Origin of the sequence: Streptomyces daqingensis, assembly GCF_014645895.1 — a bacterium.
Taxonomy (GTDB): domain Bacteria; phylum Actinomycetota; class Actinomycetes; order Streptomycetales; family Streptomycetaceae; genus Streptomyces; species Streptomyces daqingensis.
In genome coordinates this window covers 178,608-203,701 of the sequence record NZ_BMMP01000014.1, presented here as the reverse complement: position 1 = coordinate 203,701, position 25,094 = coordinate 178,608, and the positions used below count along the sequence as shown (strand labels likewise).

Here is a 25,094-nt window from a genome sequence, read left to right as displayed (position 1 = left end):
GGCGGCGGGGTGACTGCGGGCGCCGGCGTCGGCGGTACCGCGTCTCAGCCTTGCCCGGAGTTTATACGAAGGGTGTTCTTGTGTGCTTTCACCTCTCATCGCCCGATAATGGACGCAAGGGGATATCAAGCCGATATGCACGTCGCCTGCACAGGGTTTTCGGAGTGTTTCCGTCGCTCCGGTGTCTCACCGCGTCTCCGGCCTGCCGGAACCGGAGCCGTCGCGGTTCGGCCGGAACCGGTCGGGTCCTTCGGCGCGGGTGTGTGCTTCCGGTGCGGGACGGGGACGTATGCCGGCGGAACATGCCTTGAACTGCAGGTGCGTGCGCGCTGACAGGTGGGTAGCGAGTGGGCGGTGAGGCGTGATCCACGACCTTGCCGGGCATCATGGCTGACACCACGCGGTCGCATCTAGGAGGGACGTCCCGATGGGTGAGAAGGTCGTCTCCGACGGGTTCGACCTGTCCGACCGGCACCAGTACCGGCGGAAGCTCCGGGAGTGCCTCGACGCGCTGCGCGTACTCCTGGACGAGAAGCGCTTCGAGCGTCCCAGGAATCTCATGGGGCTGGAGATCGAGCTGAACCTCGCCGACGGGGACGGGCTGCCCCGGATGATGAACCTCGAAGTGCTCCGGCGGATCGGCAGCGAGGACTTCCAGACGGAACTCGGGCAGTTCAACCTCGAGGTGAACATCGTCCCCCACCGCCTGTCCGGGCGGGTCTTCGACCAGCTCGCCGAGGAGCTGCGCACGGGACTGGGGTACGCGGACCGGCAGGCACGCCAGGAGGGCGCCGGCATCGTGATGATCGGCATCCTCCCCACGCTCACCGACGAGGACCTGGTCTCCTCGAACCTCACCGAGGTGGACCGGTACATGCTGCTCAACGACCAGATCATGGCCTCGCGCGGTGAAGAGGTCGTACTGGACATCGAGGGCGTGGAGCGGCTGAACCGCACCTCGAGTTCGATCGCGCCGGAGGCGGCCTGCACCTCGGTGCAGCTGCATCTGCAGGTGACGCCCGAGCGGTTCGCCGACGTGTGGAACGCCTCTCAGGCGGTGTCGGCAGTGCAGATCGCGATGGGCGCCAACTCGCCTTTCCTGTTCGGGCGTGAGCTGTGGCGGGAATCGCGGATCCCGCTGTTCCTCCAGGCCACCGACACCAGGCCGGACGAGCTGCGCGCGCAGGGCGTACGGCCGCGCACCTGGTTCGGCGAGCGGTGGATCGAGTCGGCGTACGACCTCTTCGAGGAGAACTTTCGCTACTTCCCCGCACTGCTGCCGATCTGCGCGGAAGAGGAGCCGCAACAGGTGCTGAGGGAGGGCGGCGTTCCCGCCCTGTCCGAACTGGTGCTCCACAACGGAACTGTCTACCGCTGGAACCGGCCCGTCTACGCCGTCGCGGGGGGCGTGCCGCACCTGCGGGTCGAGAACCGCGTACTGCCGGCAGGGCCCACCGTCACGGACGTTCTGGCCAACACCGCCCTCTACTACGGGCTCGTACGCAGCCTCGCCGACGAGCAGCGCCCCGTCTGGCGGCGGCTGCCGTTCCAGGCGGCCGCCGAGAACTTCGACGCGGCGTGCCGTCACGGCATCGACGCCGAGCTGCACTGGCCCCGCTCCGGACGTCAGGGCGGCCTGGTGAAGGTCCCCGCGGTGCGGCTCGTACAGGAGGAACTGCTGCCGATGGCGGCCGCGGGCCTTGAGGCGTGGGGAGTGGAGCGCGCCGACCGTGAGCGCTACCTGGAGGTCATCGAGGCCAGGTGCCGCTACCGGGTCAACGGCGCCTCGTGGCAGGCCGCGGCGTACCACAGGGCCGTCGACTCGGGCCTGGACCGTGAGAAGGCGCTCGCGGCGGTCACCCGCCGGTACTGCGAGCTTTCGAACACCGGCGAGCCCGTGCACAGCTGGCCGCCCGGCCCTTGAGGGGACGTCGCGAGGCGCGGAGACGCGGGGGACACCCGCCAGCCGACCGGAGACCCCTCCGCCGCCTGCGCGGGCCGGGTCGGGCAAGCTGTGACGCATCACCGGAGCGCGGCAGCGGTACGGCCGGCGGGAGCGCGCCGGGCAGCGGAAGCGCGCGAGGCGCGGACCGGCCGAACGGGAGGCATGTGTGAAGTCGCAAGCGCGGGACCCCGAGTCGTCCCCGCCCCTCGGGGAGGACCTCTCGCCGCGCACGCTGCGGAGCGAGATGTACCTCGTGCTGGCGCTCTCCCTCGGGGCCAGCGCGGTCTCCGCCGTCATCAGCTTCGTCGGTTCGCTCACCGCGCCCGGATCGCTCGCGGACCAGGCGGCGCGCATGAACACCTCGCGCGCTCCCGACAGGCCCTGGCTCGACCTGGCCTGGCAGCTCTTCGGCGTGGCCACGGCCCTCGTTCCCGTCGTGCTCGTCGCGCACCTGCTGACGCGGGAGGGGGCGGGCGGGCTGCGCGCCATCGGTTTCGACCGCGCACGGCCCGCGTTCGATCTGACGCGGGGAGCGCTGCTCGCCGCCGCGATCGGAGGCAGCGGCCTCGCCCTGTATCTGGGCGCCGTGCAGGCCGGGTTCAACCTCACCGTCGTGCCGGAGTCGCTGCCGCACGTGTGGTGGCGCATCCCCGTGCTGGTCGCGTCCGCGCTGCAGAACGCGATCGTGGAAGAGGTGATCGTCGTCGGCTATCTCCTGCGCAGGCTCGGCCAGACGACGCGCTTCTCGCCCTGGGCGGCGCTGGCGGTCAGCGCGGTGCTGCGGGGCTCGTACCACCTGTACCAGGGCGTCGGCGGCATGGTCGGGAACATGGCGATGGGCGTCATCTTCGTCTGGCTGTACAGGCGTTGGGGCCGGGTAGGCCCGCTGGTGGCGGCTCACGCGCTGATCGACATCGTCGCGTTCACGGGCTACGCCGCCCTCGAGGGACGGGTCGACTGGCTGCCCACGCCCTGACGGCGGGCCGGGCCCGCACCGCCGCCGGGGTGTGGGCGCGCCCGTCAGAAATCGACGCGCAGCCGTGCGTCCAGCACTGTGACCGCGCTGCCGGTCAGCTCCGTCCGCTCGCCGCGCAGCGCGGTGCGGACCCGGCCCGTACGCGCTGAGCACTGCAGACCGGTGAGGACGTCGCTGCCCAGCCGGCCGGACCACAGCGGGGCCAGCGCGGTGTGCGCGCTGCCGGTGACGGGGTCCTCGGGGATGCCGACCGCGGGGCCGAAGACCCGCGAGACGTAGTCGTAGCCGCTGCCCGCGGGGTCGGCCGCGAGGGCCGTCGCGATGACCGCCCGGTGTGGAAGCCGCAGGAGCGCGGTGGGGTCGGGCGTCACCGCGCGCACCGACGCCTCGTCGGGAAGCTCCACGAGGAGGTCGCCCAGCGGCCCGGTGTCGTAGACGGCTACAGGGGTGGAGCCCAGTCCGGCCTGCACCTCTGCCGGGGGAGTCACCCGGGTGAGGGGCGCGGTGGGGAAGTCGAGGGTGATGTCGCCGTCCGGGCCGGTGGACGCGGTGAGTACCCCGCTGCGGGTGCGGAAGCGGACCGGGCCGCCGGCCGCCCGCGTTGCGCCGTCGCCGTGCAGGACGTGCGCGGTGGCGAGCGTCGCGTGACCGCACAGGTCCACCTCGGCGGTGGGGGTGAACCACCGCAGCGCCCAGTCCGCTCCGGGGTCGTCGCGCAGGGGGTGGGCGAAGGCGGTCTCCGAGAGGTTCATCTCCAGTGCCACACGCTGGAGGCGCTCGTCGGACGGGAAGTCCGAGCTGTCCTCCAGCAGGACGACAGCGGCCGGATTGCCCGTCCAGGGGCGGTCGGTGAAGGCGTCGACAGTGCGGATCCTCATGGCAGGACCGTAGGCGCGGCGCGGGACCGCGGACCACTGCCAATCAGGGGGAGGTGGACCGGCGCCGCCCGGGAGGCGCGGCGGCGGACCGTGGTCCGCGTGCCCCTGGCCCCCGTGACCGAGGACCGGCGACCGAGGGCCGGCGACCGCGGAGCTCAGTCCAGGGCGACGCGATAGACGGCCGAGTGCCTCCGCTGGAAGCCGGCTTTCTCGTACAGGCGGTTCGCGGCTTCCCGTGAGGGTCTCGACGTGAGGTCGACGGTCCGTGCCCCGGCCGCGGTGGCCACGTCGAGGGCCTTGTCGATGAGGGCGCGTCCGACTCCGTGGCCGCGTGCGGCAGCGTCGACGACGACGTCCTCGATGTGGGCCCGCAGCCCTGACGGCAACGGGGACATGACCAGTGTCAGCGTTCCGGTGATCACCCCCTCGACCCGGGCCACGAGGACCGTGTTGGTGCTCGTCGCCGTCAGCCTCTCCACGGCCCGGCGGTCCAGCGGTTCGGCCCGCGACGACAGTTGTGGAAGGAGGCGGGCGAAGGCCTCCACCAGTTCGTCCGTCGCCTCGTGGACGGTCTCACTCTCGACGCTCATGCCCTGGAACCTATCGGCCCCGCTGTCGGCGCCTCCGCTGACAGGCGCGAGGGCATCCGCGAACGGCCGGGATGATGCCGACGATCTCGTCCGTGCGGCCGGCGGACGGGTTCGCGCGGTCGACGTCGGTGCCGAGGCGAGCGGGACGAGTGGACGCGGGAGGCGGTCGGCGGGCGCCGGACATGCTGCCGGGCAGGGGTCCGGAGCCCGAGCGGGCCGGCGTGCGCGGCAGTCAGTCGAGCAGGGTCAGCCGAGAACGTCCCGCGGTGTTCCACCGGCCAGGTCTGCATGCGGCCCCAGCGTTCCCAGCCGCCACGCTCGGCCAGTGCCTGGAGACGGACGGGGTCACCGGCGGCCACGCGGCGGCGACGAAGGCCCGGCATACCTCCGTGGCCTGCTCGATGACGCCGGGCAGTTCGCCGCGGTCCCGCGGTGGGAGGCCGTAGCTGTCGGCGAGAGTCCGCAGCCGTGCGGCCGCGTCCAGCCCGGAGGGGTAGAGAGCGGCCGCAGATCCGGGGTCACCCCATCGGGGAAGCGGCTTGTCGCCGAACCATATCCGATATATCGTTGACGCATCGCGACTAGGTTGAGAAACTCAATGACAGATCAGTGACAGATCAATGAAGGAGTGTCCGCGATGCGCAACGAAGAACACGGACGTGGAGGAGGAGGCCGCGGCTTCGGGGGAGGACCGGGCGGCTGCGGCCCCGGCGCGCACCCAGGGCGCGGCCCCTGGGAGCGGAAGGCTTTCGGTCCCTTCGGACCGCCTTTCGGGGACGGCCCGCCCTTCGGCCCGCGCGGCCGCGGGCGGGGAGGGGCGCGCGGGCGCGCGCGCCGTGGCGACGTTCGGGCGTCGATCCTGGCCCTGCTCAAGGACCGGCCCATGCACGGCTACGAGATGATCCAGGAGATCGCCGAACGCAGCGGGGGTGCGTGGAAGCCCAGCCCCGGGTCGGTCTACCCCACCCTCCAGCTCCTGGAGGACGAGGGTCTGATCAGCAGTGCGAGCGAGGGCGGCAAGAACCTCTTCTCGCTCACCGAGGCCGGCCGCGCGGAGGCCGAGGCCGGTCCGGACGCTCCCTGGGAGGAAGCCGGGCGCGGCATCGACTGGGATGCCATGAACGAGGTGCGCAAGGCCGGCGGGGGCCTCGTCAGCGCGTTCCAGCAGGTGTGGGCGAACGGCACGCCCGAGCAGCGTGAGAAGGCCGTGGGCGTCGTGAACGATGCCCGCAAGAAGCTCTACCTCATCCTCGCCGAAGACGAGTAGGGAGCGGCCCGGCGGCAACGGGGACCCGGCGGGTCCCGGGCAACTGGGGCTGGGAGCGGGGCAGTCGGCGCCACCGGGGAGCGGCGCCGGCTGCCCCGCCTGTCAACTGGTCCGCAACGGCAGTACGTCGATCTCGCCGGCCCCGCAGACCGTGCCGAGCTTCCACGAGGCGGTCTTGGACGTGCGCTGGTCCGGCGGGATGACGCGCAGCTTCGCCGGCTCGGGGCACTTGCCGTCGGCGGGGTCGCCCTCGCCCGGCACGACCGTCCAGTGCAGCCGGGCCGAGGCCTGTGCGCCCGCGGCGAGGGTGAGGGGCCGCGACGGGTCCGAGTGGTCCCGTACAACCTTGGTCGGGATGGCCTCGCCGTCGCCGCGCGTCAGTTGCAGGCCGGGCCAGCCCTGCGTCCGGCAGGAGGTGCCGGAGGAGTTGGTGAGCACGAGAGTGCCGTAGCGGTTGCCGGCGGCCGGCTGGCCGGGGCGGAGTGAGACGGAGAGTGCGCCGGTCGTGCACCAGGGAGGACGCTGGCCGGCGTTGTCGCTCGGGCCGTCCTGTCCGTCTCCCTTCTCCTTGCCGGACTCGGGGGCCTTCTGCTGTACGGGGGCGGACCCCGCGGAGTCGTCCCGTGAGGCGTGCGACGAGGGGCCTGCCTCTCCGGCGGACGCGGCTCTGTCCGAGGAGGAGGCCGCTCCGGCGGTGCATCCGGTCGCGGCCAGGGCGGCACCGACGGCGAGGGCGGCGAGGGCGGCGAGGGTGGAGCGTGCATGGATCCTGGCCATGAAGGTCTCCAAGTGCTGCCGTACAAGCGGGTGTTGTAGGTCAAGACGCGTGATTTCGGGCCCCGGTTCCCTCCGGGGTGGCGGTGCCCTGCCTACGCTCCCGCTCCTCCCTGAGGAGGAGGAGCGCGGTCGGCGGACCCACCCACGGTGTGATCTGCATATGCCTCACAACGAGGATGCCCGCAGGGAGTGTTTGTGATGTGGTGTTCCTGTGAACAGCAGTACGCCTTCAGCTCCCCCGGGCCTCCTGGCCGGCGCCGGTACCGAGGGCCGCCTCAGCGAGCAGCTGGCCGTCGTGGTCGCCGGCGCCCGGAGGCGTGCCGCCCGCATTGGCGACGGTGACCTGGACACGGCGCACCTGCTGCACAGCCTTCTCGAGTCGGATCCGGCTGTCCGCGCGCTCCTCGGCGGTGAGGGCACGCGTACGGCGAAGGTGCTGGGCTACCTGGCGCAGCGGTCGATCGGGTACGGGGTGCGCTGGCGCGACACCGTCGAGGACGCGCCTCCGTACGGCGCCGGTGAGGCGGCCGCCCCGGCTGCGCCGCCCGGCTGGTCGCCGCGGGCCGCCCGGGCGTTGCGCGTCGCGCAGGAGCGAGCCGCCTCCCGCGGTGCCGCACGCGTGGAGGGCGTCGACCTGTTCGCCGGGCTCCTCGCGGACGAGGGCTGCCGGGCGGTGGAGGTGCTGCGCGCCTCGGGTGCCGGGACGGAAGCGCTCCCGGGCGCTCTCCCGGACGCGCGGGGCGTCAGGAGTATGCGGGGTGACACTGCTGTCGCGCGTTGACATGATGAGCGCATGCACGACTCCGCCCGCCCAGGCTCCCCGGCCTCGACCGCGCACGCGCGCGGTTCCGGCCTGACGCTCGCCCTCGTATCCGCCTTCGCGTTCGGGGGATCCGGGCCCGCGGCCAAGCCGCTCATCGAAGCGGGGCTGGAACCGCTGCACGTCACGTGGCTGCGGGTAGCGGGAGCCGCGGTCGTCCTGCTGCCGCTCGCGTGGCGGCACCGCGGGCTGCTGCGCGAGCGTCCGGGCCTGCTCGCGGGGTTCGGGCTGCTGGCCGTGGCCGGGGTGCAGGCCTGCTACTTCGCGGCCATCTCCCGCATCCCGGTGGGCGTCGCCCTCCTCATCGAGTACCTGGCTCCCGCGCTGGTGCTGGGCTGGGTGCGGTTCGTGCAGCGCCGGCCGGTGACGCGGGCCGCGGGCGCCGGTGTCGTCCTCGCAGTCGCCGGCCTCGCCTGCGTGGTGCGTGTGTGGTCCGGACTGACCCTGGACGCCCTGGGGTTGCTGCTCGCCCTGGGGGCCGCGTGCTGCCAGGTGGGCTACTTCGTCCTGTCCGACCACGGCACCGATGGCGAGGACGGCAGGCGGCCGTCCGACCCGATGGGCGTGATCGCGTATGGACTGCTGTCGGGAGCCCTCGTGCTCACCGTGGTGGCCCGGCCGTGGACGATGAACTGGGCCGTGCTGGGCGGGAGTTCGTCGATGGACGGGACGTCCGTGCCCGCCTGGCTGCTGCTGGCGTGGATCGTGCTGGTGGCGACGGTGGCGGCGTACCTCACCGGCGTGGTGTCGATTCGGCGGCTCTCCCCGCAGGTCGCCGGCGTCGTCGCATGCCTGGAGGCCGTCATCGCCACCGTGCTCGCGTGGGTGCTGCTCGGTGAGCACCTGGCGGTCGTGCAACTCGTCGGCGGGGCCGTGGTGTTGCTCGGCGCCTTCATCGCGCAGAGCTCGGCGCCCAAGGACGCGGGCGCCGAGCCGGTCGCGTCCGGTGCGGGGGTCGCGCCGGGCGACGAGGCGCGGCTGAAGGACGTTCCGGCGCCGTGACGCACGCGGCCATGGCGAGGATCCTCGGGCTCCGGCGTCCCTGGCGTCCCCGGCTCACTGGTAAGGGGGCATGCGGCTCAGCTGGACCTTCAGCGCCCCGCTGTCGCGGCCATCGCAACGCGAGGCGAGACCGGAGGCGATGCGGTAGCGCACCGACTCCGGCTTGCTGTCCGCGTACTTGAACTTCGCCCGTACATCGTTGACTTGGAGACGCAGGACCCGGATGCCCGCCAGCTTCGGCCCGTAGGGCGGGGCGTCCGCGACGACCTCCGCCGAACCGCCCTCCGGCTGGAAGTGCTCCATCTGGGCCTGCAACAGGGCGGCTTTCGCCCGCGGTTCGTCGATCACGTGAGCGGTGCAGCGCAGCTGGACGGCGGCATAGAAGCTGGTGGGCACGCCGTGTTCGGGCGGAGCGCCCTCGGGTGCCTGCCACGGGCCGGGTATGAAAGCGTAGTCGTCCACGACGCTCAGCAGGACCTCGGGGGCGGCTTCGAGCGCCTTCCAGACCGGGTTGGGCCGCGCGAGGTGGCTGAGGACGTGCGCGGCGGCGGGATCGTAGACGAAGTGGAGGGGTTGCACCAACGGCGGCTCGCCCGGGCCGCCGTTGACGGCGAGCTGCCCGAAGTCGTGCTCCGCCAGCCACCGTTGCCACTCCGTGTCGTCGCGGGCTGCGTCCCAGGGGTGGATGAGCATCCGTGCCGGGCCTCTCTTCCTGTCGTTCGGGTGCGCGGGCGGGGCCGGTGCGAGACGCCGCACCTGGCCCGTCCCGGGTTCAGCGGCCGGAGAGGTACCCGGGCAAGGGTGTTCCGGGGGCGAGGTCCTCGGCGGGTTCCGGTGTTCCGTAGACACGGCTGACCGGCAGCACGCCGGTCCAGTAGGGAAGGGACTGGTCCTCGGGTTCGTCGTTCGGGCCTCCCTGGCGGACCTTGGCGGAGACCTCGTCCAGGTCGAGCCGCAGGACGGCCGTCGCGGCCAGCTCCTTGGCGTCGGCGGGACGGGAGTCGGCCGCCCTGCCGGGCACCACGTTGTCGACCAACGCGTCGAGAGCGGCGGTGAGTTCGTCCTGGTCGGTGACCCTGCGGGCGAGACCGTGCGCCACGACGGAGCGGTAGTTGACCGAGTGGTGGAAGGCCGACCGTGCCAGCACGAGCCCGTCGACACGGGTGACTGTGACGCACACCGGCAGGCCTTCTCCGCCCGCTTCCCGCAGCGGTCGCGAACCGGTCGAACCGTGCAGGTAGAGGTGCTCGTCCACCCTCACGTACAGGGTCGGCAGCACCACGGGGGCGCCGTCGCGCACGTATCCCATGTGGCACAGGTAGTCGTCGTCGAGGATCGCGTGCACCGCCGCCCGGTCGTACTCGGCGCGTTCGCGGTTGCGGGTCGGGGTGCTCCGCCCGGTCGGTGTGTAGCCGCCTGACGCGGGGCCCTGTTCGGGGATGGCCGGCAAAGCGCTCTCCGTGTTCGGTAGTTGCTCAATGATTTGTATTAGTGCATAATCGCGTTTGTGTTAGAAGGATATCGGATCGAAGGACGGCGCGCAGCGGAGATCTCAGCCAGCGTGGAGAACGGCGTGCGCTCCGGAGGGCTCGCTCCGGGCGATGCGCTGCCGCCCGTCCGGGACTTGGCGGCGGACCTCGGCGTCAACGCCAACACCGTCGCCTCCGCGTACCGCGCCCTCCGCGAGCGGGGGGTGATCGAGACGGCCGGCCGTCGCGGCAGCAGGATTCGCGAGCGCCGGGCGGAGACTGCGCCGCGAGAGGCGATCCGCGTCGAAGTCCCCGAAGGGGGCCGGGACATCGCCTCCGGCAACCCCGATCCCCGGCTGCTGCCCCCGCTGCACACGGCCCTCGCCGCGGCGGCCGAAGCCGTCTCGCACCGGAGCACGTTCTACGGCGGCCCGTCTGTCGACGCCCGGCTCGCCCGTACGGCCCGCGCGCTGCTCGACGCCGACGGCGTTCCGGACGGCCCTCTGGCGCTGACTTCCGGTGCCCTCGACGCCATCGGCCTCGCGCTCTCGGAGCAGCTGCACCCGGGTGACGCCGTCGCCGTCGAGGACCCGGGCTGGGGGAGCGTGCTGGATCTCGTGCCCGCCCTCGGCATGCGTCCGGTGCCCGTGGCAGTGGACGACGAAGGCCCCCGCCCCGAGGACGTGGAGCGGGCTCTGGGCGAGGGAGCCAGCGCGCTGGTCGTCACCAGCCGGGCCCAGAACCCGACCGGCGCCGCCGTCAGCGCGGAGCGCTCCAGGCGGCTGCGCGAGGTGCTCGCGTCCCACCCCCAGACCTTGCTCGTCGAGGACGACCACGGGCACGGCATCGTCGACGCGCCGCTCCGTCCGGTCGTTGGCACGACGGACCGCTGGGTGCTGGTGCGCTCCACCGCGAAGGCGTACGGCCCCGATCTCCGCCTCGCCGTGGTCACAGGCGACGCTCTCACGCTCGACCGCATGCAGCGGCGGCAGCTGCTCGGCCCCGGCTGGGTCTCGCACCTTCTCCAGGCTGCGGTCCGCCACCTGTGGGAGACGGACGCGCTGGACGTCCGGAGCGTCGCGCGCGCCTACGGCGAGCGGCGGGAGGCTCTGGTGCGAGCGCTGGCCGCACGGGGTGTGGCCGCCCGCGGGCGTACGGGGATGAACGTCTGGGTGCCCGTGACCGACGAGACGGGAGCGGTGGCGCGGCTCCTGCAGTCCGGCTGGGGCGTCGCTCCCGGGGCGCGTTTCCGTGTGAACTCGGCACCCGGCGTGCGGCTCACCGTCTCGGAACTGGTCATGGACGACATCGAGGAACTTGCTGGCGCGGTCGCCGCGGCGCTACGGCCGGGCGAGGCGCGGCGCTACGAGTGAGGGCGCTGCGGGAGACCGCCCTCGCCGTTCGGTCGCTGCGGTTGCTGCGGGTGACGGCTGCTGAGGGACGGCAGCCGAGGGCGGGCGCCGGATGGACGCGACCGCTGGGCGTGCGCGCTCTCCAGCGCATCACGCCCCGCAGTGCCCGGCAGGCTTGGAACCCGGCGGACCGGATCAGGCGAGCTTGATCTCGCCGCCTTCGACGACGACCTTCTTCGGCGCCAGCGGCTTCTTCGCGGGGCCGCCGGTGGGGCTGCCGTCGTTGATGTCGAACTTGCTGTTGTGGCAGGGGCAGACGATGTTCCCGCCGGTGATCTCCTTGACCGCGCAGCCCTGGTGGGTGCACGTGGAGTCGAACGCCTTGTACTCGTTGGCGCTGGGACGGGTGACGACGACCTTCTGGTCCTTGAAGACCTTGCCGCCGCCCTCCGGGATCTCGGAGGCCTTGCCGAGCGCCCCGCCCGCGGCGTCGCCGCCTCCGCCGTCCCCTCCGCCCTCGCCCGAGCCGGTGTCCTTGGACTCGCCTCCACCGCTGTCCGAACTGCAGGCGGCGAGTGAAACGGCTGCTGTGGCGGCGCCCGCGGCGGCGATCACGGACCGGCGGCTGGTCGATGCAGTCATGGGCGAACACATCCTGTTCTGTCGGAGGGCTGCACGCTTGCCTCTGCCTTGCGCATCCTGCCTTCGCGGTTGTCAGGGGCGAAGGGCTTTGTCAAGAAAGACCAATTGAGTAGTCAAGAGCCTCATGCTCGTCACCTCGTCGCTTACGATGTGCGACTCGCCGGACAGGGGCAGCACGGCGTGCTCGCGTCCCGCGGCCTGCAGTGCGGCGGACATCCGCAGAGTGTGTGCGAATGCGACGTTGTCGTCGGTGGTCCCGTGCACCAGCAGCAGCGGCCGGCGCAGCGACTCCGCCTCCCGCGTCAGGGTGCAACGGTCGTAGTGCTCCGGGTACTCGGCGGGGTGCCCCAGGAAGCGTTCCTTCCAGTGCGTGTCGTACAGCCTCGGGTCGACGGCCGGTGCGCCGGCGACGGCGGCGTGGAAGGTCTCGGGACGGCGCAGCACGGCGGCTGCCGCGAGCCATCCGCCGAAGGACCATCCGCGGATGCCGACCCGGTCCAGGTCGAGGAAGGGATACCGCTCGGCCGCCGCGTGGAGCGCGTCGGTCTGGTCCTCCAGGACGGGCGTCAACTGGTCGCCCCAGACGGCTTTCTCCCAGGCAGGTCCGCGTCCGGGGGTGCCCCGGCCGTCGGTGACGAGCACCGCGTAGCCCTGCTCGGCGAACCACTGCGAGACGCACGCGTTCCACGTCCGCCCCCGCACCACGAGCTGGAGACCGGGCCCGCTGTAGGGGTCGGCTAGCACGGGCAGCGGGGCCGCGCCCGCGGCCTGCGGGTCGTACCAGGACGGCAGGAACAGGGCGGTGCGCAACCGCCGTTCCCCGAGCGTCAGACGGACGGGACGGGGCAGCAGCGACGGCTCCTCGGCCCGTGACGTGATCACGGCCGGCGGGCCGTCCGCGCGGAGGACGCCGACCTGGCGGCCGTCGTCCGTGAGGCTGTCCAGGACGGTCGTGCCGCCACGCGAGAGGCCCGTGTGCACTCCGGGCGTGCTGCTGATCCGCGTGCACCCCGATTCCGGGGAGCAGGCCCACACATGTGTCTCGACGGGGTCGTCGCTCGCGGTGAAGAGCACGCTGTCCCCGTCGGTGCCGAGGACGGCCCTCACCTGCAGGCCGGGCGGCGTGACCACTTCGCCGCCCACGCGCAGCCGACGGGTCCCCTCCCTCTCGCAGGGCACCACGAGCGCACCGGACGCCGTGCGGCAGTAGGCGCCCGGCACCAGCTCCACCCAGTGGTCGTCCCGCTGCTCCGCCAGCACCCGCGTACCGCCGCTCGCGGGATCGACGGCCAGGGTGCGCACCGTGCGCTGGTCACGGCTCTGCACCGTGACGAGGGGGCCGTGGGCGTCCCAGCCCGCGGCTGCGAGGTACTCGAACTTCTCACGGTCCCACTCGACGGGGACCCGGCTGCCGTCGAGGCCCAGCAGCCAGCAGGTGACGTCCGCGTTCGCCGTCCCGGCGACCGGATAGCGCTGCACGCGCGGCGGCTTGTGCGGTTCGGCGGGGTCCGCGAGGTAGCGGCGCTCCACAGCGCTCTCGTCGACCCTGGCCACCAGCAGGGCACTGCCGTCGGGAGCCCACCAGTAGCCCCGCATGCGGCCCATCGACTCGGCCGAGACGTGGTCCGTCAGTCCGTACGTCACCGCGTCCGACTCGGGTGCCGCGAGCCGGCGGTCCCCGCTGCCGTCCGTGGCGGCGACGTGCAGGGCGCCGCCCGTGACGTAGGCGACGAGCCGCCCGTCCGGGGAGGGCCGCGGATCGGTCGCCGGCCCGGCCGCCGGTACGGGGAACGGCTCGCCCCGCCGCGTACGCACCGCCCACACCGCGCCGTCGAGGGAGAAGACGGCCAGTTCGGCGGCGCCGTCCACCGCGTAGGAGGTGACGCCCGAGGCCGTGTCGCGCGCCCGCTCCCTGCGTGTCAGCTCCTCCTCGGTGGGCTCCGACGGGCCCGTCGTGAGGTCGCGCGGGTGGGCGAGCGGCCTCTCCCGGCCGTCCTCCCACGACCAGAGGGCGGCGAGCGGGTCTTCCGGTTCGGTGCGCAGGAAGAGCGCGCGCCGCCCGTCGGGAGAGAGCGTCACGTCCCGGACGGCGCCGAGTGAGAAGCGCCGGGTCCGGCCGAACTGCCGGGGGAAGTCGGGAGAGCGGAATCGGGAAGGGGCGCCGCGCGAGGCGCCGCCCCGTGCCGGGGAGATCTCAGCTTCAGCCATGCGGGAACCATGGCACCCGCCCGGACGCGGAGCACCCGAGTATTCGGCGGGTGTTCGGCCGGGCGGCGACTAGCCTTTGCGGATGCTCACCCAGGTCACCGCCACCCGCTACGTCACGCCTCTGCGGGAGGGCGGCTCGCTGCCGGGGATCGTCGAGGCGGACGACTGCGGCACGTACGTCATGAAGTTCACGGGTGCAGGGCAGGGCCCCAGGACGCTCGTGGCGGAGGTCGTCAGCGGACGGCTCGCCCAGCGCCTCGGCCTGCGCGTCCCGGAGCTGGTGGGGATCCAGCTCGACCCCGTCATCGGCCTCGCCGAACCGGACGAGGAGGTGCAGGCGCTGCTGAAGGCCAGCGGAGGCCTCAACCTCGGAATGGACTACCTGCCGGGCTCGTTGGGCTTCGACCCGCTCGCCTTCACCGTGACCCCGTCCGAGGCGGGCCGCGTCGTGTGGTTCGACGCGCTGGTCGGGAACGTCGACCGGTCCTGGCGCAACCCCAACCTGCTGATCTGGCACGGGAAGCTGTGGCTCATCGATCATGGAGCCACGATGATCTGGCACCACAACTGGCCGACGGCCCGGGCCGCGGCCGCGAAGCCCTACGACGCGTCCGACCACGTCCTCTCCCCGTTCGCCCCCGATCTGGCCGCCGCCGCGGAGGAGTTGGCGTCGAAGGTCACGCGCGGCCTCCTCGAGGAGTGCGTCGCCGACGTCCCCGGCGAATGGCTGGCCGACGGCACGGACGGCACGGACGTGAAGGCCTTGCGCGCCGCGTACGTGGACGTCCTGCTGGAGCGCGCGCCCGCCGTGCACGAACGCGTCACGCTGGGCGAGCCCAGCAGGGACGGCGCCTCGCGGGCGCCGGGCTGGCTCACGGGCGACTGGCCCCACGCCGGACGGGGCGTGGACCGGTGAACGCCCAGGAGACCCCGGACCGCGACGTGTTCGAGTACGCGCTGCTGCGCGTCGTGCCCCGCGTGGAGCGCGGGGAGACGATGAACGCGGGCGTGGTCGTGTACTGCCGTGCCAGGTCGGCGGTCCTCGCCCGCACGCACCTGGACGAGGAGCGGCTGCGCGCCCTGGACCCCGAGGCCGACGTGGCGGGTGTGCGGGCCGCGCTGCGCGCCGCCGAGCGCGTCTGCGACGGCGGGGAGGAGGCCGGCCAGGCGGCGGAGGACGGGCCGGGGCGGCGCTTCCGCTGGCTGGTGGCCCCGCGCAGCACCGTCGTGCAGCCCGGTCCGGTGCACACCGGGCTGACGGCCGACCCCGAGGGGGAGGCGGAGCGGCTGCTGGACCTGCTCGTGCGGTGAACGCCATGTGGCCGGGTCCCCGTTGACAGCAGGTGGCGGGACTCATAGCGTCTCGACTGCCATAGGTACTAAGCGGTTGCTCACCACTTGAGGGCAGGAGAGAACAGCATGTCCACCACCGACCAGCGCGTCGCGATCGTCACCGGCGCGGCCCGGGGAATCGGCGCCGCCACCGCGGTGCGCCTCGCGGCCGAGGGCCGCGCCGTCGCCGTGCTCGACCTCGACGAGGCCGCCTGCGGGGAGACCGTAGAGAAGATCACCTCCGGGGGCGGCAAGGCGATCGCCGTCGGCTGTGACGTCTCCGACTCCGCGCAGGTGGAGTCGGCGGTGGCGCGGGTCGTCGACGAACTGGGGCCGCCCACCGTGCTCGTGAACAACGCGGGCGTGCTCCGGGACAACCTGCTGTTCAAGATGAGCGACTCCGACTGGGACACCGTGATGAACGTCCACCTCCGCGGTGCGTTCCTGATGTCCCGCGCCTGCCAGAAGCACATGGTCGACGCCGGCTTCGGGCGCGTCGTGAACCTCTCGTCCTCCTCCGCTCTGGGCAACCGCGGGCAGGTCAACTACGCGGCTGCCAAGGCCGGCATGCAGGGTTTCACCAAGACCCTCGCCAAGGAGCTCGGCAAGTTCGGCGTCACCGCCAACTCCGTCGCCCCCGGCTTCATCGTCACCGACATGACGGCGGCGACCGCTGAACGCGTCGGGATGGGCTTCGAGGACTTCCAGGCGGCCGCCGCGTCGCAGATCCCCGTACAGCGCGTGGGCAGGCCGGAGGACATCGCGAACGCCATCGCCTTCTTCACCGGCGAGGACGCCGGGTTCGTCTCCGGCCAGGTCCTGTACGTGGCCGGCGGCCCGCTCAACTGACCGGAGGACACGGGAACATGGCAGAGCAGAGCGAAGAGCGGCAGGACAGCGGCGAGGTCGCGATCGTCACCGGCGGCAGCCGGGGCATCGGCTACGGGGTCGCGCAGGCGCTGATCGCGCGCGGCCACCGCGTGTGCATCACCGGGCGGAAAGAGGACGCCCTCAGGGAGGCGGTCGACGGGCTGGGACCGGGGTGCGCGATGTACGTCGCCGGCAAGGCCCACGACGAGGACCACCGCCGCGTCGCGGTCGAGAAGGTCATGGAGGCGTACGGGCGCGTGGACCACCTGGTCAACAACGCCGGTACGAACCCCGTGTTCGGGCCCATCGCGGAACTCGACCTCGGAGTGGCGCGCAAGGTGTTCGAGACCAACGTGGTCTCCGCGCTGGGCTTCGCCCAGGCCACCTGGGCCGCCTGGCAGCGCGACAACGGCGGCACGGTCGTCAACGTCGCCTCCATCGCGGGGATGTCGGCGTCACCGTTCATCGGGGCGTACGGCATGAGCAAGGCCGCGATGATCAATCTCACGCAGCAGCTCGCGCACGAGTTCTCGCCGGGGGTCCGGGTGAACGCGGTCGCGCCGGCCGTGGTGAAGACGAAATTCGCCGCCGCGCTCTACGAGGGCCGCGAGCAGGAGGCGGTGGCGCGCTACCCGATGCAGCGCCTGGGCGTTCCCCAGGACATCGGCGGGGCGGCGGCCTTCCTCACGTCCCCCGATTCCGCCTGGATCACCGGTCAGACGCTTGTCGTCGACGGCGGACTCTCCCTCAACGCGGGTGTGGAGTAGGGATATTCGCTCTGCTCGGCACCTTGAACGGAGGGTAATTCGGGTGCCGGTCCGTCGCCGGACCGGCACCCGCTGTCATCAGCGGGTTCGGGCGGGCTTGGCAAATGACGAATGGTTGACCAGTGCATGTTCTGAGCTCGGGTGCTGAGGTAAGGTCTCTCTCGCCCCTCGGCCAGCGGGTCCGCGTATGGCGTCGGCGTACCGCTACGGCGACGCGGAGAAACGCAAAGAACGCTTTGACCGGCCGACCGGCATTTTCCCTTATGCAACCGCATCAGCAGCAGTGGCCCCGCCGAATGAGGAGCGCGTAGGTGTCCGACCGGAACGGATCTCTGAGGATCGCAGCGACCGTCGTCATATCGACGTCCCTGGTCGCCGGGTGCAGTTCGCTTCCCGGGGACGACGCAGAGGAGCAGCGCCGCGAGATCGTCACGGGAACCACCAGCGCGCCCAGCACCCTTGACCCCGCCGCGGCGTGGGACGGCTCCTGGGAGCTGTACAAGAACACCTTCCAGACGCTGCTCTCCTTCCCCAGCAGCAGCTCCTCGCCGGAGCCCGACGCGGCCAAGCGGTGCCGGTTCACTGACAACGCCAGCCGCGTCTACCGCTGCACGCTGAAGAAGGGCCTGAAGTTCTCCAACGGGAATCCGCTGGACGCGGAGGCCGTGAAGCATTCCGTGGAGCGCGTCGGGGCGATCAAGTCGAAGTCCGGTCCGCTCGGTCTGATGGGCAGCCTCGACCGCGTCGAGACCCTCGGCAAGAGCACGGTCGTCTTCCACCTGAAGAAGCCCGACGCCACCTTCCCGTTCATCCTCGCGACTCCGGCGACGGCGATCGTCGATCCCGAGACCTATCCCGCGAAGAAGCTGTTCAAAGGCGACAAGCTCGTGGGTTCCGGCCCCTACACCCTTGAGTCGTACACCAAGGGCAAGAGCGCGAAGCTGGAGAAGTACGCCGACTACAAGGGACCGGCGAAGGTCAAGAACGACGTCGTCACGGTCAATTACTACAAGGAGTCTTCCCAGATGGTGAAGGCTCTCAAGGGCAAGAAGATCGACGTTGCCTACCGGGGCCTGACGCCCGATCAGGTAACGGGATTCCAGAAGGACAAGGCCAACGGCAAGAACGACATCGAGCTGAACGAGATCCTCGGATCCGAGATCAGCTATCTCGTCTTCAATCCCCAGGACCCCACCGCGGGGAAGGCGCCGGTACGGAAGGCGATCGCCGAGCTGATCGACCGGAAGGCGCTGGTGCGCAACGTCTACAAGCGCACCGCTGACCCGCTGTATTCGATGGTCCCGGGTGGTATCACCGGCCACACCAGCGCGTTCTACGACGCGTACGGGGAGCCGAGCAAGGCCGAGGCGGAGAAGACGCTGCGCGAGGCCGGCATCAACAAGAAAGTGCGGCTGACGCTCTGGTACACGACGGACCGTTACGGCGACACGACCGGCGACACCTTCGCCGAGATCAAGCGTCAGCTGAACAAGTCCGGGCTCTTCGACATCACCGTCAAGGGCCGCCCCTGGTCGGAGTTCGTCGAGGGGTACAGCAAGGGCAAGTACCCGGCGTTCGGCCGCGGTTGGTTCCCCGACTTCCCGGACGCCGACAACTACGTCGCGCCGTTCGTGGGCGAGAACAACGCACTCGGCACGCCGTACGAGAACCGCGAGATCACCGAGGACCTGCTGCCGACGTCGCGCAAGGAGAGCAACCGCGCGACCGCCAGCCGCGCCTTCACGAGCGCGCAGAAGATCATCGCGAAGGACGCGCGGCTGCTGCCGCTGTGGCAGGGCCGGGTCTACGTCGCCTCGGCCAAGGAGGTCTCGGGCGTCGAGTGGGTGCTCGACCCCTCGACCCTGCCGCGCCTGTGGGAGCTGCAGAAGAAGTCGAGCTGGTAAGCGGGGCTCGCGGGGCCCGGAAGCACGGGCCCCGCACCGCCTCCCGCGGTGGGATTCACGCGTTGTCAGCGGTCGCCGGTACGTTCTCCTCGCACCGACAGCTATGAACGCATCGCGGAGGTAAGTCAGTTGAGCGACATGCTGGGCACGCTGCCCGAGTCCTGGCAGCACGCCCTGGGCGAGGAGACCGGGAAGCCCTACTTCAAGGAGCTCGCCGAGTTCGTCGAGCAGGAGCGGGAGCGCGTCCGCGTCTTCCCTCCGCGTGACGAGGTGTTCGCCGCTCTGCACGCGACGCCGTACCACGAGGTGAAGGTCCTCGTCCTGGGCCAGGACCCCTACCACGGCCACGGGCAGGGCCACGGCCTGTGCTTCTCGGTGCGGCCCGGCGTCCCGACCCCGCCCTCGCTGCGCAACATCTACAAGGAGCTGCGCGAGGACCTGGGCCATCCCGTCCCCGACAACGGCTACCTGATGCCGTGGGCCGAGCAGGGCGTGCTCCTGCTGAACGCGGTGCTGACGGTCAGGGAAGGGGAGGCCAACTCCCATAAGAACAAGGGCTGGGAGACCTTCACGGACGCGGTGATCCGCGCCGTCTCCGAGCGGGAGAACCCGGCGGTCTTCGTGCTGTGGGGCAACTACGCGAAGAAAAAGCTGCCCTTGATCGACACGGAGAAGCACGTCGTCGTGCAGGGTGCACACCCCTCGCCGCTCTCGGCGAAGAAGTTCCTCGGCTCCCGTCCCTTCAGCCAGATCGACGCCGCGATCGCGGCCCAGGGCCACACCGCCGTCGACTGGCGCATCCCGGACCTCGGCACTGTCTGACCGGCCCCGCCTCGCCCGGGACGGCCGGCACGCACCGCCCGCCGCGAGCGCCGTCCGCCGCGGACGGCGCCCATTCGTCGGACAGAGCCTGGGCCCGTGCCCCTGAGCCGCGGATCGCGCTTCCCAGCCGGACCAGCCGGACCAGCCGTCCCGGCCGCACCCCGCACCCGCTCGTGCCCCCCAGGGGCGGTACGGGCGGGTGCGCCGTGCGTGCGGGTGGGTGGGCGCCGCGAGAGCGCCTGAGCCCGATTGTCGGTACCGGCCGCTAGCGTCTCGGAACAGGCAGGCGGCAGTGCCTGACGCGCTGGCGAGCAGGAGGAACCCCGTGGCGGAGCCGCAGCAGGAGACGTCTCCGGACGCGATCATGGTCCGGATCGGTCAGGCGATCATGCTTCACCGGGCTGGGGACCGGGAGGAGGCCCGGAACCGCTTCGCGCTGCTGTGGTCGCAGACCGGCGAGGAGGCCCTCTTCCACCGGTGCACCATCGCGCACTACATGGCCGACACCCAGGACGACCCGGCCACCGAACTCGAGTGGGACCGGCGCGCGCTGGCCGCGGCGGACGCCCTGACGGAGGACGAGGTGCAGTGGGGTGAGCACGCCCTGGCGGTGAGCTGCCTGTACCCCTCGCTGTATCTGAACCTGGCCGCCGGCCACGTCAGGCTCGGTGAACTGGACGATGCGCGCCGGGAGTTGCGTCGCGCTCAGGACGTGATGGGCACGCTGGCGGACGACGAGTACGGGGCCGGGGTCAGGGCCGCGGCCCAGCGCCTGGAGCGGACCCTCGCGATCGGCTGAGCTCCGGTCCTCACTCTGAGCCCGGAGATCTGAGCCCGAGCCCTGAACCTGAGCCGCGAGCCTGAGGCCCGGCCGGGGGGGCTTCACCCGAGCATCCCCCGCAGCAACTCCAGCAGTCCGCGGCGCAGTTCGTCCCTCCCGGGAGTGTGCGAGGAGTAGGAGCCGGCGATGCAGGAGAAGAGCATGCCGTCGCACCACGACACCAGGGAGAGCGTGTGCCTCTCGGGGTCGGGGGAGCCGGCACGCCGCAGCATCGCCTCCAGCGGCTCCCGGAACGCGGTGGTGCCCGTGCGCACGTACATCTCCCGCAGCTCGGGCCTGCGGGTGATCTCCAGCGCCAGCTCGTAGCGGGCGACGAGCAGGTCGGGGTCGTCGGTGAGGTAGCGGTGCATGGCGAGGGACAGACCGTCCGCCAGCTCCTCGGGTCCTTCCCCGCGGGGCAGCTCGTCCATGGAGACGACCTGCGCCTCCCGGACGGCGAGCCGCCGCACCGTCGCCTCCAGCAGGGCCGCTCGCGTCCGGGCGTGGTTCGACGTCGACCCCTGCGGCAGCCCGGCCGCCTCGTCCACGGCGCGGTGGGTGAGACCCCGCAGCCCGCGCCGGGCGAGCAGGCCGATGGCCGCGTCGGCGATCAACTCGGCGCGTGCGGTGGGCCGCGGGGGAGGGGAGGTGCGCATGGCAGCAATCTACGTGGGGAGGCGGGCACTGCGGAGCGGGGAACTACAGCCGTAGTAAACTACGACTGTAGTGGACGGTGCGACCTGTACCGCCACCGAGACCGCTGTTCGGTCCACGCGTTGAGGAGCCCGCCATGTCCCAGCCCAGTGCGCTCGTCGTCGGTGCCGGAATCGGCGGTCTCACCGCCGCACTCGCCTTGCACCGGCGGGGGTGGTGCGTCACGGTGCTCGAACGCGCCCCGAGCGTCGAGGCGGTGGGAGCGGGCCTCGGTCTGACGCCCAACTCCCTCCGCGCGCTGGACACTCTGGGTCTCGGCGACACGCTGCGCGCCCGGCGCACCTGGACGCAGGAGGGGGGCCTGCGCTCACCGTCGGGGCGCTGGCTCTCCCGCACCGACTCGGACGCCGCGTCCCGCCGGTTCGGCGGTCCGCTCGTCCCCGTGCACCGGGCCACGCTCGTCTCGCTGCTGCTCTCGCAACTGCCGGAAGGGACGGTGGTCACCGGAGTGGCGGGCCGGATCGACGACATCGGCGACCGCGGCCGCCCGGCAGCCGTCCGCGCCGGTCAGAGCCGGTGGGAAGCGGACCTGGTCGTCGCGGCCGACGGCATCCACTCCACGGCACGCGGCGTCCTCTTCCCCGGCAGCCCGGAGCCCCGCTACGCCGGGTTCACCGCGTGGCGCATGGTCGTCCCCGCCCCGGATACCGGCTACCCGCCCCACGAGACGTGGGGACGGGGCACGCTGTGGGGCACCCAGCCGCTCGCCGACGGCAGCGTCTACGCCTACGCCGCGGCGACCGTGCCGCCGGGGCAGCGGTCTCCCGACGGTGAACTCGCCGAACTGCGGCGGCTGTTCGGCGGCTGGCACGCGCCCGTGCCGGCCATCCTCGACGCCGCCGCCGCCGAGCGGATCCTGCGCAACGACGTCTACCGGGCCGCCGGGCCGCTCCCCGCCCTCCACCGAGGGCGGGTGGCGCTGCTCGGGGACGCGGCGCACGCCATGCCGCCCAACCTAGGCCAGGGCGGCAACCAGGCCGTCGAGGACGGCGTCGTTCTCGCGCATCACGCCGCCGCGCTCTCCGGCAGCGGGGTCGGGGAGGCGCTGGCGGCCTACACCGCCGACCGTCTGCCGCGCACCACCGAGGTCGTGCGGCGCTCCGTCCGCGTCGCCCGGCTCGTCACGGTGACGTCCCGCGCGGGATGCCTGCTGCGGGACGGTGCGATGACGGCCGTCAACCGGATCGCCCCGCACCTCGCCCTGCGCGCCCTGGACGGGATCGCGGACTGGAGCCCGCCGGGTCACACGTATGCTTCCCCCTCACAGCGCGACAGTACGGCGGCCCCGTCCCCACCGAACTGAGGAGCACCACGTGAAGATCGGCGTGATCGGTCTCGGCGACATCGCGCAGAAGGCGTATCTGCCCCTGCTCGCCTCGCAGCCGGGTCTCGAACCGCATCTCGTCACCCGCACCCCGGCCGTCCTGGAAGCCGCCGGCGCCGCCTACCGCGTCCCCGTCGCGCACCGGCACTCCGACGTGGAGTCCCTGCTCGCGGTGCGGCCCGACGCCGCCTTCGTGCACGCGGCCACCGCCGCGCACCCCGAGATCGTCTCCAGGCTGCTCGACGCCGGCGTCGCCACCTACGTCGACAAGCCGCTCGCGTACCGGCTGGAGGAGGCGGAACGCCTCGTCGGTCTGGCCGCCGAGCGCGGCGTCAGCCTCGCCGTCGGCTTCAACCGCCGCTACGCGCCCGCGTACGCCCAGTGCCTCGAACACCCCCGCGACCTGATCCTCATGCAGAAGCACCGGCTCGGCCTGCCCGAGGAGCCGCGGCGCATGGTCTACGACGACTTCATCCACGTCGTCGACACGCTGCGCTTCCTCGTTCCGGGCCCCGTCGACCACGTCGACGTGCGGACGCGGGTGCGGGACGGGTTGCTGCACCACGCGGTGCTCCAGCTCTCCGGCGACGGTTTCACCGCCGTGGGCGCGATGAACCGGCTGTCGGGATCGGCGGAGGAGGTCCTCGAGGTCTCCGGGCAGGACTCCAAGCGCGAGGTGCGCAACATCGCCGACGTCGTCGACCACAAGGGGCAGCCCAGCGTGCGGCGCCGGGGCGACTGGGTGCCGGTCGTGCGGCAGCGCGGCATCGAGCAGATCGTGCTCCGCTTCCTTGACGCGGTACGCGAAGGGGAAGTGCTGTCCGCTCAAGACGCCCTGCGGACGCACGAGTTGTGCGAGCGGGTGGTCAAGTCCGCCCGGTGAGCGAGCTGTCGGCGCGGCCCGAAGGCGTCCCGCGCCGCCGGTCGCGCACCCGGCGCACGCTCTCGGCGCCGGCGAACAGGGCGAGCCCCGCCACCGCCGCGTACACCACCCAGTCGCCGTAGCGCACGTAGAGCGTCCGGCCCGTGGCCAGGGGGACGCGGTAGACCTCTGCGGTGCTGCGCCCGGTGCCCAGCCACTGGCCGACGGGTTCGCCGCGCGGTCCGTTCACCGCGGTGCTGCCGGTGAGGGTGGCGTGCACCATCGGGCGACCGGACTCCGCCGCCCTGAGCGCCGCGAGGGAGGCGTGCTGGGCTGGGGCCCAACTGTGCTGGAACGTCGAGGTGGAGGACTGCGCCACGAGCAACTCCACACCCTGACCTGCCAGTTCACGGCTCATGTCCGGGAAGGCCGTCTCGAAGCAGACCAGCGGCCCGAAGGTGACGCCCCCGGCCCTCATCAGCACCGGTCCGTCCCCGCGCAGCCGGTCCTCGTCGGCGGCGCGGCCCACCGAGGTGGCCCAGCCGAGCAGTTCGCGGGCGGGGACGTACTCCCCGAACGGCACCAGGCGCGTCTTGTCGTAACGGTCGCCGACGGGCCCGTCCGGTCCGATCAGTATCGAGCTCTTGTAGATGCCCGGACGGTCGGAGCGTCGGGCGTCCACGTTCACCAGGATGCGGGCGCCGACCTCGGAGGAGAGGGCGGCCAGCCGGTCGCGCACCCTGCGGTGGGCGCCGAGGTCGTAGCTGACGCTGCTCTCCCCCCACACCACCAGGTCCACGTCCCGGCCCGCGAGCCGCCGGGTCAGCTCTACGCTGCGCTCCAGCCGCGCACGCTGGCCGACGACGACGCCCGGCTGCACCACCGCGACGCGCGACTCGCCGGCCGGACGCGGCACCGGAGCCCAGGCCCACGCCGCGCCGAGGGCACCGGCGGCCACCGCGAGCAGCGAGACGGCGCACACCGCTTCCGGGGCCGCGGGGCGCCGGAGCGGAGCGGGCCCGGCGGCCGCAACTCCCGCCTCGGCTCCACAGGTCGGCTGTCCGCCGTCCCCGGGACGCCCCGCGGCCAGTGCGACGAGAGCGGTGAGCAGGGTGTTGACGGCCACCAGCACGAAGCCGGCGAGCCACACGCCGCCCACCGACGCCAGCCGCAGCACCGGAGCCACCTGCCACTGGCTCGCGCCCAGCAGCCCCCAGGGTCCTCCCAAGTACTCCCAGGAGCGGACCAGTTCGGCCATCAGCCACCCGGACGGCACCAGGCCCGCAGCCGCCGCGATCCGCCACGGCCCGGGGCGGCCGTGCAGCATGCGCCGCACCAGCCACCCCCAGGGCGCCCACAGCAGCGCGAGCAGAGCGGCCAGCACGAGGAAGAAGACGTGCAGGCTCGGCAGCAGCCAGTGGTGCACCGACAGCATGAGACCCAGGCCCCCGAGCCAGCCGCTCACCGCCGCCTGACGCCCGGAGGGAGCGGAACGGATCAGCAGCATCCACGGCACCAGCGCCACCCAGGCGAGCCACCACAGGGCCGGAGCGGGGAAGGCGAGGGCCGGCAACGCCCCCGCCGCGAGCGTGAGCACGGCACGTACCCATCGAACTCGGGAGCCGATCGCCGCAAGCCGCCCCGGTACCCGCCGTGCGGCCATCCGCGCCCTCCGTCTCCCGTGTCCCGGCCCCGCGTCCTCCCGCCGATTGACGGGAGCGCCGGCTGTGCGGAGGGATTCCCCGACGGACGG

24 protein-coding genes and 1 pseudogene are annotated in these 25,094 nt (G+C 72.3%); 15 read left to right on the top strand and 10 right to left on the bottom strand.

What is annotated here, in order from left to right; genetic code table 11:
• Nucleotides 1–427: 427 nt before the first annotated feature.
• Nucleotides 428–1,924, top strand: a complete 1,497-nt coding sequence (locus IEY56_RS21235) for a glutamate-cysteine ligase family protein (protein WP_189038856.1) — start codon at nucleotides 428–430, stop codon at nucleotides 1,922–1,924.
• Nucleotides 1,925–2,111: 187 nt separating this feature from the next.
• Complete coding sequence (locus IEY56_RS21230) at nucleotides 2,112–2,921, top strand: CPBP family intramembrane glutamic endopeptidase (RefSeq protein WP_373292147.1); 810 nt, start codon at nucleotides 2,112–2,114, stop codon at nucleotides 2,919–2,921.
• A 44-nt stretch (nucleotides 2,922–2,965) separates the two neighbouring features.
• On the opposite strand, the gene IEY56_RS21225 is transcribed toward IEY56_RS21230, so the two are convergent.
• From IEY56_RS21225 to IEY56_RS28620, 3 genes and pseudogenes are all read right to left on the bottom strand, one after another.
• A complete protein-coding gene (locus IEY56_RS21225) occupies nucleotides 2,966–3,799 on the bottom strand; it encodes a PhzF family phenazine biosynthesis protein (RefSeq protein WP_189038855.1) in 834 nt (277 codons plus the stop codon).
• 155 nt (nucleotides 3,800–3,954) lie between these two features.
• Nucleotides 3,955–4,389 (bottom strand): GNAT family N-acetyltransferase, encoded by a 435-nt coding sequence (locus tag IEY56_RS21220; RefSeq protein ID WP_189038854.1) that lies wholly within the window; start codon nucleotides 4,387–4,389, stop codon nucleotides 3,955–3,957.
• Between the two features lie 248 nt (nucleotides 4,390–4,637).
• A pseudogene (locus tag IEY56_RS28620) lies at nucleotides 4,638–4,909 on the bottom strand (aminoglycoside phosphotransferase family protein); the annotation flags it as partial.
• A 117-nt stretch (nucleotides 4,910–5,026) separates the two neighbouring features.
• On the opposite strand from IEY56_RS28620, the gene IEY56_RS21215 reads away from it, so the two are divergent.
• Complete coding sequence (locus tag IEY56_RS21215; RefSeq protein WP_189038853.1) at nucleotides 5,027–5,656, top strand: PadR family transcriptional regulator; 630 nt, start codon at nucleotides 5,027–5,029, stop codon at nucleotides 5,654–5,656.
• A gap of 102 nt (nucleotides 5,657–5,758) precedes the next feature.
• Here the strand turns inward: IEY56_RS21215 and IEY56_RS21210 are convergent, their stop codons facing one another.
• Nucleotides 5,759–6,433 (bottom strand): DUF4232 domain-containing protein, encoded by a 675-nt coding sequence (locus IEY56_RS21210; RefSeq protein ID WP_189038852.1) that lies wholly within the window; start codon nucleotides 6,431–6,433, stop codon nucleotides 5,759–5,761.
• Nucleotides 6,434–6,644: 211 nt separating this feature from the next.
• On the opposite strand from IEY56_RS21210, the gene IEY56_RS21205 reads away from it, so the two are divergent.
• Together IEY56_RS21205 and IEY56_RS21200 are read left to right on the top strand one after the other, a co-directional pair.
• A complete protein-coding gene (locus IEY56_RS21205) occupies nucleotides 6,645–7,214 on the top strand; it encodes a Clp protease N-terminal domain-containing protein (RefSeq protein WP_189038851.1) in 570 nt (189 codons plus the stop codon).
• A gap of 12 nt (nucleotides 7,215–7,226) precedes the next feature.
• Complete coding sequence (locus IEY56_RS21200; RefSeq protein WP_189038850.1) at nucleotides 7,227–8,255, top strand: EamA family transporter; 1,029 nt, start codon at nucleotides 7,227–7,229, stop codon at nucleotides 8,253–8,255.
• Between the two features lie 54 nt (nucleotides 8,256–8,309).
• Here IEY56_RS21200 and IEY56_RS21195 read toward each other — a convergent pair whose 3' ends face one another.
• Both IEY56_RS21195 and IEY56_RS21190 read right to left on the bottom strand, forming a co-directional pair.
• Nucleotides 8,310–8,948, bottom strand: coding sequence for an FMN-binding negative transcriptional regulator (locus tag IEY56_RS21195; protein WP_189038849.1), 639 nt, complete (start codon nucleotides 8,946–8,948; stop codon nucleotides 8,310–8,312).
• A 79-nt stretch (nucleotides 8,949–9,027) separates the two neighbouring features.
• Nucleotides 9,028–9,696, bottom strand: a complete 669-nt coding sequence (locus IEY56_RS21190) for a pyridoxamine 5'-phosphate oxidase family protein (RefSeq protein WP_189038884.1) — start codon at nucleotides 9,694–9,696, stop codon at nucleotides 9,028–9,030.
• A 66-nt stretch (nucleotides 9,697–9,762) separates the two neighbouring features.
• Between IEY56_RS21190 and IEY56_RS21185 the strand changes: the two genes are divergently transcribed.
• The gene (locus tag IEY56_RS21185) at nucleotides 9,763–11,097 is read left to right on the top strand and encodes an aminotransferase class I/II-fold pyridoxal phosphate-dependent enzyme (protein ID WP_189038848.1); all 1,335 of its coding nucleotides are present in this window, start codon (nucleotides 9,763–9,765) and stop codon (nucleotides 11,095–11,097) included.
• Nucleotides 11,098–11,271: 174 nt separating this feature from the next.
• Here the strand turns inward: IEY56_RS21185 and IEY56_RS21180 are convergent, their stop codons facing one another.
• Entirely contained in the window at nucleotides 11,272–11,718 is a 447-nt protein-coding gene (locus tag IEY56_RS21180) for a Rieske (2Fe-2S) protein (RefSeq protein WP_189038847.1), read from the bottom strand.
• A gap of 72 nt (nucleotides 11,719–11,790) precedes the next feature.
• Nucleotides 11,791–13,926 carry a S9 family peptidase gene (locus IEY56_RS21175; RefSeq protein ID WP_189038846.1) on the bottom strand — a complete coding sequence of 712 codons (2,136 nt, stop codon included), beginning with the start codon at nucleotides 13,924–13,926 and terminating at the stop codon, nucleotides 11,791–11,793.
• An 82-nt stretch (nucleotides 13,927–14,008) separates the two neighbouring features.
• On the opposite strand from IEY56_RS21175, the gene IEY56_RS21170 reads away from it, so the two are divergent.
• From IEY56_RS21170 to IEY56_RS21140, 7 genes are all read left to right on the top strand, one after another.
• Nucleotides 14,009–14,842, top strand: a complete 834-nt coding sequence (locus IEY56_RS21170) for a HipA family kinase (protein WP_189038845.1) — start codon at nucleotides 14,009–14,011, stop codon at nucleotides 14,840–14,842.
• Nucleotides 14,839–15,237, top strand: a complete 399-nt coding sequence (locus IEY56_RS21165; protein WP_189038844.1) for a DUF3037 domain-containing protein — start codon at nucleotides 14,839–14,841, stop codon at nucleotides 15,235–15,237. The genes IEY56_RS21170 and IEY56_RS21165 overlap by 4 nt, the downstream gene beginning before the upstream one ends.
• 108 nt (nucleotides 15,238–15,345) lie before the next feature.
• The gene (gene fabG / locus IEY56_RS21160; protein WP_189038843.1) at nucleotides 15,346–16,107 is read left to right on the top strand and encodes a 3-oxoacyl-ACP reductase FabG; all 762 of its coding nucleotides are present in this window, start codon (nucleotides 15,346–15,348) and stop codon (nucleotides 16,105–16,107) included.
• Between the two features lie 17 nt (nucleotides 16,108–16,124).
• Nucleotides 16,125–16,895 carry an SDR family oxidoreductase gene (locus IEY56_RS21155; RefSeq protein ID WP_189038842.1) on the top strand — a complete coding sequence of 257 codons (771 nt, stop codon included), beginning with the start codon at nucleotides 16,125–16,127 and terminating at the stop codon, nucleotides 16,893–16,895.
• 311 nt (nucleotides 16,896–17,206) lie between these two features.
• On the top strand, nucleotides 17,207–18,799 hold the full coding sequence (locus tag IEY56_RS21150; protein WP_189038841.1) for an ABC transporter substrate-binding protein: 1,593 nt from the start codon (nucleotides 17,207–17,209) through the stop codon (nucleotides 18,797–18,799).
• Between the two features lie 138 nt (nucleotides 18,800–18,937).
• Entirely contained in the window at nucleotides 18,938–19,621 is a 684-nt protein-coding gene (ung, locus tag IEY56_RS21145; RefSeq protein WP_189038883.1) for a uracil-DNA glycosylase, read from the top strand.
• A gap of 325 nt (nucleotides 19,622–19,946) precedes the next feature.
• Nucleotides 19,947–20,420: a tetratricopeptide repeat protein gene (locus tag IEY56_RS21140; protein WP_189038840.1), complete on the top strand. Its 474-nt coding sequence runs from the start codon at nucleotides 19,947–19,949 to the stop codon at nucleotides 20,418–20,420.
• A gap of 83 nt (nucleotides 20,421–20,503) precedes the next feature.
• On the opposite strand, the gene IEY56_RS21135 is transcribed toward IEY56_RS21140, so the two are convergent.
• Nucleotides 20,504–21,097: a TetR/AcrR family transcriptional regulator gene (locus IEY56_RS21135; RefSeq protein ID WP_189038839.1), complete on the bottom strand. Its 594-nt coding sequence runs from the start codon at nucleotides 21,095–21,097 to the stop codon at nucleotides 20,504–20,506.
• 134 nt (nucleotides 21,098–21,231) lie between these two features.
• On the opposite strand from IEY56_RS21135, the gene IEY56_RS21130 reads away from it, so the two are divergent.
• Nucleotides 21,232–22,458, top strand: coding sequence for an FAD-dependent monooxygenase (locus IEY56_RS21130; protein ID WP_189038838.1), 1,227 nt, complete (start codon nucleotides 21,232–21,234; stop codon nucleotides 22,456–22,458).
• Nucleotides 22,459–22,468: 10 nt separating this feature from the next.
• Nucleotides 22,469–23,362 (top strand): Gfo/Idh/MocA family protein, encoded by an 894-nt coding sequence (locus IEY56_RS21125; RefSeq protein WP_229712081.1) that lies wholly within the window; start codon nucleotides 22,469–22,471, stop codon nucleotides 23,360–23,362.
• On the opposite strand, the gene lnt is transcribed toward IEY56_RS21125, so the two are convergent.
• Nucleotides 23,346–25,004, bottom strand: coding sequence for an apolipoprotein N-acyltransferase (gene lnt, locus IEY56_RS21120; RefSeq protein ID WP_189038836.1), 1,659 nt, complete (start codon nucleotides 25,002–25,004; stop codon nucleotides 23,346–23,348). The genes IEY56_RS21125 and lnt overlap by 17 nt on opposite strands.
• Nucleotides 25,005–25,094 lie beyond the last annotated feature (90 nt).